The sequence below is a fragment of the Streptomyces sp. WM6378 genome, assembly GCF_001279695.1.
Lineage (GTDB): Bacteria > Actinomycetota > Actinomycetes > Streptomycetales > Streptomycetaceae > Streptomyces.
Genome location: NZ_LGDD01000293.1, coordinates 155,166 through 165,421 on the forward strand (window position 1 = coordinate 155,166; position 10,256 = coordinate 165,421).

The window sequence follows — 10,256 nt, forward strand, 5'->3', positions numbered from 1 at the left end:
TTAGGCTCGTTCCCCGTGAGTACCGGCACAGCAGCGGCGCGGGCCGGCACCGTTTGCGCGGTGCGGGGCCTGGTCAAGACGTACCCCGCGACCAGGGGCCGCCGAGGTGCGCCCGGTACGCCCGAGGTCCGGGCCACCGACGGAATCAGCCTCGACGTGCGGCGCGGCGAGATCTTCGGACTGCTCGGGCCCAACGGCGCCGGCAAGTCCACCCTGGTACGCCAGCTGACCGGGCTCCTGCGGCCCGACTCCGGCTCCGTGGAGGTGCTCGGCCACGACCTGGTGCGCCACCCCGAACGGGCCGCCCGCCTCATCGCCCACCTCGGCCAGGAATCCACCGCGCTCGACGAGCTGACCGTCGCGCTCGCCGCCGAGACCACCGGCCGGCTGCGCGGACTCACCCTGCGCGACGCCCGCGCCGAACGCGACGCGGTGCTGGCCGAACTCGGTCTTGACGAGATCGCCGGGCGGCCGCTCAAGAAGCTCTCCGGCGGCCAGCGGCGTCTCGCGTGCCTCGCCGCCGCCCTCGTCGGCGAGCGCCCCGTCCTCGTCCTCGACGAGCCCACCACCGGCATGGACCCGGTCGCCCGGCGCGCCGTGTGGGCCGCCGTCGACCGGCGGCGGGCCGAGCGCGGCGCGACCGTCCTGCTCGTCACCCACAACGTCATCGAGGCCGAGACCGTGCTCGACCGGGTCGCCGTGATCGAACGCGGCAAGGTCATCGCCTGCGACACCCCCGCCGGGCTCAAGGCCCGGGTCGCCGACGAGGTGCGGGTCGAGCTCGTGTGGCGCGACCGCGCCCCCGTCGAGGTCCCCGAGGTCGCCGCGCTGCGCGCCGAGGCCCAGGAGGCCGGCCGGCGCTGGACGCTGCGGCTCAGCCCCGAGCGGGCCCGCGCCGCCGTGGCCACCGTCACCGGCGGCCCCGCCTTCGCCGCCCTCGACGACTTCACCCTGGCCACGCCGAGCCTGGAAGACGTCTACCTCGCGCTCGGCGGCCGCACGGAAGGCCTGGTGAAGGCGTGAGCGCCATTCCTCTGGAGAGCAGCGTGGAGGCCGTGGCCGGCCGGGCTCCGGCCGGCGGCGCCGCCCAGCGCCCCGGCGCCGCGGACGCCGCCCCGCTCGCTCCCCGCGCCCGGCTGCTGCCCGCGCTCGCCGCCGTCTACCGCGCCCAGCTCTCGCGGGCCCGCGTCGCGCGGATCCCGCTGCTCTTCGTCGCGACCTTCCAGTCGGTCGGCATCATGATCCTGATGCGCGGGGTGGTGGACGGCGGGAGCGAGGCCCGCGCGGTGGTCGCCGGATCGAGCGTGCTCGTCGTCGCCTTCGTCGCGCTCAACCTGCTCGCCCAGTACTTCGGCCAGCTGCGGGCCGGCGGCGGCCTCGACCACTACGCGACGCTGCCCGTGCCGCCCGCGTCCGTGGTGCTCGGGACGGCCGCCGCGTACGCCTCCTTCACGGTGCCCGGCGTCGCCGTCACGGCCGTGTTCGGCTGTGTCCTGTTCGGGCTTCCGATGGCGCACCTGTGGATCCTCGCCGCGGTGATCCCGCTCGCCGGAGCCGCGCTCGCCGGACTCGGCGCGGCCCTCGGGCTGCTCGCGCCGCGGCAGGAACTCGCCACGCTGTTCGGCCAGTTGGGGATGTCGGCGGCGCTGCTCCTCGGCGTGCTCCCGGCCGGCCGAATGCCGGGACCCATCGCGTACGCCCGTGATCTGCTGCCCTCCACGTACGGCGTCGAGGCGTTCGCGCACAGCTTCGACGCGCACCCCGACTGGTCTCTCGTGGGGCTCGACCTCGGGGTGTGCGTGGCCGTCGGCGTCGTCTCGCTGGCCGTGGCCGCGTGGGCCTACCGCCGGGCGGCGGTCCGGTGAGGCAACGCACAGACACGCCTGGCACGATGTCAGGGTGACCGCACCTCTGACACCGCCCCATCAGCAGCCCCCGGGCAACGACCCGTGGCAGACGAACACCGGGGGATCGCATCCCGGGCCCGTCGAGGAGGCGCCCGCGATGAAGAAGGACCTGCGGGACGCGGTGCTCGTCGCCCTCGCCGTGACGCTGGCCGGGGTGGCGCTCGGGCTGCTGTGGCTGTGGCTGGCGCCGAAGGTGCCGCTGATCGCCGACGACAAGGCCGTCTTCCTCAAGGACACCGAGGGGGAGGAGGCGATCGGCGGTGACGGAACGTTCATCTTGCTCGCGCTCGGACTCGGCGCGCTCAGCGCGGCCGCGGTCTTCCTGTTCCGCAAGAAGGGCGGCATCGCCCTGGTCGTCGGCCTCGCGGTCGGCGCGCTGCTCGGCTCGGTGCTCGCCTGGCGCCTCGGCATCTGGCTCGGCCCGAACCAGGACGTGGTGGCCGCGGCGAAGGCGGCCGGCAAGGGCGTCACGTTCGACGCCCCGCTGAAGCTCGACGCGAAGGGCGCGCTGCTCGCCTGGCCGATCGCCGCCATGGCCGTCCACCTGGGCCTCACGGCGCTGTTCGGGCCCCGGGACCCGGATCCGGTGTGGCAGGTGCCGCCGCTGGAGGACCCGGGACCGGGAAGGCCGGACTCGGCCGGCCTCTGACGGTGCGTCAGGCCGGGCGCCTCCCGTGGTTGGCCCGGCCCTTCTTGATGCGCCACTTCCGCTTGCGGGTCCGCTTCGACATGGGCGTACCTCCCGCCCTCGGGTTCTAGTCGAGGACGAGGGGCGCGTCGAGCCCTTAAACACGCCCGATCGGGGCGAGCAGTGCCCCCGTGAGGGCCGCCAGGTCGGTCGGGGACAGCTCGACCTCCAGGCCGCGGCGGCCCGCCGAGACGCAGATCGTGGCGTGCCCGGACGCCGAGTCGTCCAGGACCGTGCGCAGCCTCTTGCGCTGGCCGAGCGGCGAGATGCCGCCGCGCACATAGCCGGTGGAGCGCTCGGCGGCCGCAGGGTCCGCCATCGCGGCCCGCTTGCCGCCGACCGCCGAGGCCAGCGCCTTCAGGTCGAGCGATCCGGCCACCGGGACCACCGCGACGGTCAGCTCGCCGTCCACGTCGGCGACCAGCGTCTTGAACACCCGGTCCGGGGTGACCCCCAGAGCCTGCGCCGCCTCCTCGCCGTACGAGGCGGCGGACGGGTCGTGCTCGTAGGCGTGCACGGTGAACGCGGTGCCCGCCTTCGTCAGGGCCACCGTCGCCGGAGTCCCCCCGCTCTGCTGCTTCTTCTTGGCCAACTCGGCTCTCCGGTACGTCAGTTGGGGCTGGTCGGGGCGCGCGTCAGGTCCACCGCCGGGAGCGAGGGCAGGTGGCGGATGACCGCGGTCTCCGCGCGAAGGAGCTGGAGCTCCTCGCGCAGCCGGGTCGCGGTGTCGGGCGCCTGGAGCAGGCGCTGCTTGGCCGGCACGTCCAGGACCGCGGCCGCGGCGACCAGATAGGACACCACCGACGGCTCGTCGGGCAGGTCCGCGGTGCCGGCCAGGGAGCGCTCCCTGGCCCCCGCGAGCCGCTTCTGGTACGAGCGGAAGGCGCGAAGCACGCCCTCGGCGAGCGCGCCCGCCTCCTCGCCCGGCTCCTCGGGGATCTCCTCGTACTCGGCCGTCAGATACGGCCCGCTCGTGTCCACCGACAGGATGCGGATCCGGGTCGTACCGGTGGCGAGCACCTCGAAGCTGCCGTCCGAGCGCTCCCGGATGGTGGCCGCGTCCGCGACGCAGCCGACCCGGTGGAAGGCCTGGATCGGGTCGGACCCGAAGCCCGCCGCCGGGCCCTTCTCGGGCTGCGCGGTCTGGTCGGGCAGCCCGGGGGCGGTCGGCGCGACCTCCCGGCCGTCGCGGATCGCCACGACGGCGAAGCGGCGCGGCTCGTCGCCGGCCTCGTCGCCGGAGCCGGAGGGGCCGGAAGCGTCGGTGCCGGTCTTCAGCAGATCGCGCATCATGGCGCGATAACGCTCCTCGAAGATGTTCAGCGGCAGGACGAGCCCGGGGAACAGCACCGAGTTGAGCGGGAAGAGCGGAAGGCGTGCGGTGGTCACAACGCTCAAGCGTAATGGCCGTCGGACCGGGCTCGTCCGGGCTTCTGACGGTCCCGTCCCCACGGCATGCCCGCGGCGACCTCGGTTCCCACGAACTCGCGCAGTTCGAGGAACTGCCCCAGCGGGTCGGCGGCGAGATGCAGCCACGGGAAAGACGTGGCATACGGCCCGATACGCCGGAATTCCTCCAGTGTCTCCGGCCAGCGTCTGCGCACGACGAGCACATAGGCGAGCAGATTGCGGACCTCGGCCGGCCACGGGTCGCCCGGCTCGTAGGCGGCGGACAGCTCGATGCCGAGGTCGGCCGCCGCGTCGATCCGCTCGTACGGGATGGCCCGGCCCGCGCCGCCCACGAGGTAGGCGAAGGCCGCGCGGGCCGGGAGCGCGCGGATCAGGGAGCCCGGCAGGGAGTCCTCGGCGGCCCGCTCGGCGAAGTCGAAGCACTCGCGGTGCGAGCCGTACCACTGGGCGGAGAGGTACTGGAGCGCCGCCACATGACAGCCGTAGTGGTGCGAGGAACGGCGTATGGCCTCGCCCCACAGTTCCTCGAAAACGGTGTGCGGCGCATGGGTGCCGCGGGCGTGGTCGAGCGCGATCCGCCAGGGCACCGGGTCCGCCGGGTCGCCCTCGGCCGCCGAGTGGATCAGCGGCGCCACCTCGCGCAGCCGCTCGGCCCGGGCCGGCGAGCCCCAGGCCTGGACGATCGCGAGCTCCGCCTTGACGAGCAGCGCGTCGGGGTCGCGGGGCGCGTCGGCCAGCCAGTTGGCGAGCCAGTCCGGTCTGCCGACCGCGAAGGCCGCGAGCCGGACCGTGTAGCGGTCCCGGTTCTCCCACTCGGCCAGCTCGCGGGTGGTGGCGAGGAGTTCGGCCGCTGCCTCGTACTCGCCGAGCGCGGCCGAGACCAGCGCGGGAGCGAGCCGGGCGTCGGGGGCGTCGAGCAGCACTTCCCGGCCATCGGGCAGGCCCGTGGCGAGAACAGGCGTATGCCTGGCCCGCCGTGCGGTGCGGATCAGCGCGGATACGAAAGTCATGGTGCGGACCATTGAAATCCGCAGGTGGGGGCGGCGCCAGGGGGGCCACTGTGAAGCTTCTGTATCGGTGGTGAGGGTTGTACGGCACGGGGTCAAGGCCCGGCAAATTCAGTCAGCGCGGGCTCGCGCGGAGCGCGTGAAGACCCTGCGCGGAGCCCGCGAAAACCCTGCGGCCCGCGTACGGGAACCGTCGGCTCGGCCCGCCCGGAACTCACCCCCTCCGCAGCAGCCGGGAGGCGCCCGCCGCCACCGTCGTCGCCAGGATCCAGCCCAGCATGATCAGCAGGGCCGCCCCCCACTGCCAGGCGCCGGTGAGTTTCCAGTAGCCGTCCTGGCCCAGGTTGACCACCGGGATGAGGAGGTCGAGCGCGTACAGCGACGCGTTCCACTCGGGGTGTTCGTCGGCCTTGATCGGCTGGGGGTCGTAGTGCGAGAAGGCGAGGGTGCCGGCCGCCCACAGGACGGCCATCCACAGCGCGGCCCGGCCCGGCCGGTAGCCGTACGCCACCGTCAGGTCCTGGAGCACGCCCCATGCCTTGGCGGCCAGCGGCAGCGTCTCGCGGCGCCTGCGCTGCTTGGCGAGCAGCACCTCGCGGGCGTCCGCGTCCTCGCCGCTGCCCCGCAGCACGGCCGCGAGCCGCTCGTACGGTTCGGGCGCGTACTCGGGGGTCGCCGCCGTCACCCAGTCCAGGCGCTGGGCCAGCGTGAAGGTGCCGATCGGGATGAGGTTCTCGTAGGCGAAACCGTTCATCGTCAGGTGGCCGGGACCGGGCCAGCTGTCCGCCATGTCGACCAGGTTGCCGACCCGGGCCCCGGAGAGCACGACCTTGCCGCGCTCGGGACGCTGCCCGGTGAAGCGCAGCTCCGGCGTCTGGATGCGGCGCAGCGACAGCTCCTGTGCGTCGGTCATGACGACCCGGGACTGCGCCAGGTCCACCGCGTCCCCGAACCGCCCGTCGTCGAGCCGTAGCCCGCCCCGGCATTCGAACGGCTGGATCAGGGTGCCCCGCACGGGCGTGTTGGTGTAGTTCGTCCCGTACGGGGGAGTGGTGCCCGCCTGGTTGCCGCTCGGGTAGACGGCCGCCGAGGTGAGATACAGGGTGCGCTCGACGATCAGCTGCGGGGCGTTCAGCGCCCGCTGGCCGTCCGGGTTGATCAGCCTGCTGCCGCGCAGGCTCAGCGTCACGCCGACCTTCGCGGCCCGCAGGCTCAGCTCCCCGTACGACTCGATCAGATCGGCCTGGAGGTCCTGCGCGACCGATAGCCCGTCGGCGGCGATCGAGCGGCCGTTGCGGTCGCTGTGCACCACGGCCTGGCTGATCAGGAGGTCGGTGCCGATGTGCGCGTCGGTCAGCCGGATGCCGCCCGCGACCCGGCAGCGCGGCAGGTGCAGATCGCCCTCGGTGGTCAGCCGGGCCGCCTCGATCCGCGGAATCGAGCAGCTCACCATGCGTACGGTCGTGAAGTGGGCCTCGGGGAGCAGGAGTTCGTTCTCGAAGCGGCAGTTGTTCAGCTCGACGTACGGGGTGATCGTGCCGCCCGACAGGTTGAGCGTGCCGGTGATCTGCACCCCGTTCAGCTTCAGCGCCGCGACCCGCCCGGGCAGCGCGGGCGGACCGCTGAGCAGGAGCAGCGCCACCACCCGGGCCCGCACGCTGCGCTCGGGCCCCCAGGGGCGCGCCGCGAACGGATCGTCGCGTACCGGATTGCGGGTGCGCAGATCGTAGGTACTGCCGTTGCGGAAGGCCTGCCACATGCCCAGCTCCGCCGGGCTGAGCCAGTCCGGAGCCTCACCAAGATCGGGCGCCTCGGTCAATGCCGTCCCCCTCGCCGTCCACCCTGACAGGAGGAACGCTAGTGGCCACGGGTGACAGCGGGTGACCTCCGGGTTGCGTATCAGCCACTGATACAGGCGTCCAGTGCTCCGGAGCCGTCTGAGAGAATTGGATACGTGATCTCCCGAATCGATCTGCGCGGCAACACCCTCCCCGAGGGTGGCGCCCTGCGCGACCTGCTGCCCCGTGCCGAGTTCGACGTGGAAGCCGCCCTGGAGAAGGTGCGGCCCATCTGCGAGGACGTGCATCATCGCGGCACGGCGGCGCTGATCGAGTACGCGGAGAAGTTCGACGGCGTGAGGCTTGACCGGGTCCGGGTGCCCGCCGAGGCGCTCAAGGAAGCCCTGGCGGAACTCGACCCGCAGGTCAGGGCCGCTCTGGAGGAGTCCATCCGGCGGGCCCGCATCGTCCACCGCGAGCAGCGCCGCGACCCGCACACCACCCAGGTCGTACCCGGCGGCACCGTCACCGAGAAGTGGGTGCCGGTCGAGCGCGTGGGCCTGTACGCGCCCGGCGGCCGCTCGGTCTACCCGTCCTCCGTGATCATGAACGTGGTCCCGGCGCAGGAGGCGGGCGTCACCTCCATCGCGCTCGCGTCGCCGCCGCAGGCGGACTTCGGCGGCCTGCCGCACCCGACGATCCTTGCGGCGTGCGCGCTGCTCGGCGTCGACGAGGTGTACGCGGCGGGCGGCGCCCAGGCCGTCGCGATGTTCGCGTACGGGACCTCGGGTGCCGACGGATGTGCACCCGCGAACATGGTGACCGGCCCCGGCAACATCTGGGTCGCCGCCGCCAAGCGCTACTTCACCGGCCGCATCGGCATCGACACCGAGGCCGGCCCGACCGAGATCGCCGTCCTCGCCGACGACACCGCCGACCCGGTGCACGTCGCCGCCGACCTGATCAGCCAGGCCGAGCACGACCCGCTCGCGGCCGCCGTCCTGGTCACCGACTCCCTCGCGCTCGCCGAAGCGGTCGAGAAGGAGCTTGAGCCGCAGGTCGCGGCCACCAAGCACATCGAGGACCGGATCAAGCCGGCGCTCGCCGGGCGCCAGTCCGCGATCGTCCTGGTCGACTCCCTCGAAGACGGCCTCAAGGTCGTCGACGCCTACGGCGCCGAGCACCTGGAGATCCAGACCGCCGACGCCGCGGCCGTGGCCGACCGGGTCCGCAACGCGGGCGCGATCTTCGTCGGCCCCTGGGCCCCGGTCTCGCTCGGCGACTACTGCGCCGGCTCCAACCACGTGCTGCCCACCGGCGGCTGCGCCTGCCACTCCTCGGGCCTGTCCGTCCAGTCCTTCCTGCGCGGCATCCACATCGTCGACTACACGCGCGACGCGCTCGCCGAGGTCACCCACCACGTGGTGACCCTGGCCGAAGCAGAGGACCTGCCGGCGCACGGGGCTGCCCTGAAGGCCCGCTTCGGTTGGAAGGTGCCGCAGAAGTGACCACGTTCGGAATCGACGACCTCCCCGTACGGGACGAGCTGCGCGGCAAGTCCCCTTACGGCGCGCCCCAGTTGGACACTCCCGTCCAGCTGAACACCAACGAGAACCCGTACCCGCTCCCCGAGCCGCTGGTCGAACGGATCGCGGAGCGGGTCGCCGAGGCGGCCCGGGGCCTCAACCGCTACCCCGACCGCGACGCGGTCGAGCTGCGCACCGAGCTCGCCAAGTACCTCACCCGGACCGGCAAGCACCCGGTCGCGGTCGAGAACGTGTGGGCGGCCAACGGGTCCAACGAGGTCATCCAGCAGCTGCTCCAGACCTTCGGCGGCCCCGGCCGCACCGCGATCGGCTTCGAGCCCTCGTACTCGATGCACGCCCTGATCGCCCGTGGCACCGGCACCGGCTGGATCTCCGGGCCCCGCAACGACGACTTCACCATCGACCTCGCCGCCGCCGAGCAGGCCATCGCCGAGCACGCGCCGGACGTCGTCTTCATCACCTCGCCCAACAACCCCACGGGCACCGCGGTCGCCGCCGAGACGGTCCTCGCGCTGTACGAGGCCGCCCAGGCCGCGAAGCCGTCGATCGTGATCGTGGACGAGGCGTACGTCGAGTTCAGCCACCGCGACTCGCTGCTCCCGCTCATCGAGGGCCGCCCGAACCTGGTGGTCTCGCGGACCATGTCGAAGGCCTTCGGCGCGGCCGGGCTGCGCCTGGGCTACCTCGCCGCGCACCCCGCGGTGGTCGACGCCGTCCAGCTCGTCCGCCTGCCCTACCACCTGTCCGCCGTCACCCAGGCGACCGCGCTCGCGGCCCTGGAGCACACGGACACCCTGCTCGGCTACGTCGAGCAGCTCAAGCGGGAGCGGGACCGGCTGGTCGGCGAGCTGCGCGCGATCGGCTACGAAGTGACCGAATCGGACGCCAACTTCGTCCAGTTCGGCCGCTTCGACGACAGCCACACCGTCTGGCAGCAGATCCTCGACCGGGGCGTCCTGGTCCGGGACAACGGGGTACCGGGATGGCTGCGGGTCACCGCGGGCACCCCGGCCGAGAACGACGCGTTCCTCGACGCGGTCCGTCAACTCAAGAAGGAGCAGAGCGCATGAGCCGCGTTGGCAGAGTGGAACGCACCACCAAGGAGACGTCCGTCCTCGTCGAGATCGATCTCGACGGCAGCGGAAAGGTCGACGTGTCGACAGGCGTCGGCTTCTACGACCACATGCTCGACCAGCTCGGCCGGCACGGCCTGTTCGACCTCACGGTCAAGACCGACGGCGATCTGCACATCGACACCCACCACACCATCGAGGACACCGCGCTCGCGCTCGGCGCCGCCTTCAAGCAGGCGCTCGGTGACAAGGTCGGCATCTACCGCTTCGGCAACTGCACCGTCCCGCTCGACGAGTCGCTCGCCCAGGTGACCGTCGACCTGTCGGGCCGCCCCTACCTCGTGCACACCGAGCCCGAGAACATGGCGCCGATGATCGGCGAGTACGACACGACGATGACCCGGCACATCTTCGAGTCCTTCGTCGCCCAGGCCCAGGTCGCGCTCCACATCCACGTACCGTACGGGCGCAACGCGCACCACATCGTGGAGTGCCAGTTCAAGGCGCTCGCCCGGGCGCTGCGCTATGCCTCCGAGCGTGACCCGCGCGCTGCCGGAATCCTTCCTTCCACCAAGGGTGCCCTGTAAGCATGAACGGTCTCAACACCATCCTGATCGTGGTCGGCCTCTTCCTGATCGGCGGAATCATCTCCTTCGTCAAGCAGGGGATGCCGAAGAGCCTGATCGTGCTCCTGTCCATCGGCGCCGTGATGTGCCTGGCCGCGGGCATCCTGCGACTGGACGTCTGGTCATGAGTTCCCTGAGTCAACCTCTATGGCGCTTGGGGCGGGTCGGCGGGCGTATTGATCTTCCCGTTGGTTCGGTGGATGGCGGGGTCGTAGCAGGC

11 protein-coding genes are annotated in these 10,256 nt (G+C 72.5%); 7 read left to right on the forward strand and 4 right to left on the reverse strand.

Annotation, left to right across the window (positions count from 1 at the left end):
* The first annotated feature begins 15 nt into the window (after positions 1–15).
* The 3 genes from ADK54_RS24185 to ADK54_RS24195 are packed head-to-tail and all read left to right on the forward strand — an operon-like array spanning position 16 to position 2,556.
* On the forward strand, positions 16–1,023 hold the full coding sequence (locus tag ADK54_RS24185) for an ABC transporter ATP-binding protein (RefSeq protein ID WP_078966578.1): 1,008 nt from the start codon (positions 16–18) through the stop codon (positions 1,021–1,023).
* Positions 1,024–1,055: 32 nt separating this feature from the next.
* Entirely contained in the window at positions 1,056–1,865 is an 810-nt protein-coding gene (locus ADK54_RS24190) for an ABC transporter permease (protein WP_053727815.1), read from the forward strand.
* Between the two features lie 34 nt (positions 1,866–1,899).
* Positions 1,900–2,556 (forward strand): hypothetical protein, encoded by a 657-nt coding sequence (locus ADK54_RS24195; RefSeq protein WP_053727798.1) that lies wholly within the window; start codon positions 1,900–1,902, stop codon positions 2,554–2,556.
* A 136-nt stretch (positions 2,557–2,692) separates the two neighbouring features.
* Here the strand turns inward: ADK54_RS24195 and ybaK are convergent, their stop codons facing one another.
* From ybaK to ADK54_RS24215, 4 genes are all read right to left on the reverse strand, one after another.
* Entirely contained in the window at positions 2,693–3,187 is a 495-nt protein-coding gene (ybaK, locus tag ADK54_RS24200) for a Cys-tRNA(Pro) deacylase (RefSeq protein WP_053727799.1), read from the reverse strand.
* Between the two features lie 17 nt (positions 3,188–3,204).
* Entirely contained in the window at positions 3,205–3,984 is a 780-nt protein-coding gene (locus tag ADK54_RS24205; RefSeq protein WP_053727800.1) for an LON peptidase substrate-binding domain-containing protein, read from the reverse strand.
* A 5-nt stretch (positions 3,985–3,989) separates the two neighbouring features.
* Positions 3,990–5,027, reverse strand: coding sequence for a hypothetical protein (locus tag ADK54_RS24210; RefSeq protein WP_053727801.1), 1,038 nt, complete (start codon positions 5,025–5,027; stop codon positions 3,990–3,992).
* A 199-nt stretch (positions 5,028–5,226) separates the two neighbouring features.
* Positions 5,227–6,831, reverse strand: a complete 1,605-nt coding sequence (locus tag ADK54_RS24215) for a hypothetical protein (protein WP_053727802.1) — start codon at positions 6,829–6,831, stop codon at positions 5,227–5,229.
* 135 nt (positions 6,832–6,966) lie between these two features.
* Between ADK54_RS24215 and hisD the strand changes: the two genes are divergently transcribed.
* From hisD to ADK54_RS46830, 4 genes are read left to right on the forward strand one after another with little or no spacing between them, the layout of a single operon-like run.
* A complete protein-coding gene (gene hisD / locus ADK54_RS24220) occupies positions 6,967–8,298 on the forward strand; it encodes a histidinol dehydrogenase (protein WP_053727803.1) in 1,332 nt (443 codons plus the stop codon).
* The gene (locus ADK54_RS24225; protein WP_053727804.1) at positions 8,295–9,407 is read left to right on the forward strand and encodes a histidinol-phosphate transaminase; all 1,113 of its coding nucleotides are present in this window, start codon (positions 8,295–8,297) and stop codon (positions 9,405–9,407) included. Before hisD ends, ADK54_RS24225 begins: the two co-directional genes overlap by 4 nt.
* Complete coding sequence (hisB, locus tag ADK54_RS24230) at positions 9,404–9,997, forward strand: imidazoleglycerol-phosphate dehydratase HisB (RefSeq protein ID WP_053727805.1); 594 nt, start codon at positions 9,404–9,406, stop codon at positions 9,995–9,997. The genes ADK54_RS24225 and hisB overlap by 4 nt, the downstream gene beginning before the upstream one ends.
* A 2-nt stretch (positions 9,998–9,999) precedes the next feature.
* Positions 10,000–10,164, forward strand: coding sequence for a hypothetical protein (locus tag ADK54_RS46830; RefSeq protein ID WP_053727806.1), 165 nt, complete (start codon positions 10,000–10,002; stop codon positions 10,162–10,164).
* The last annotated feature ends 92 nt before the right edge of the window (positions 10,165–10,256 follow it).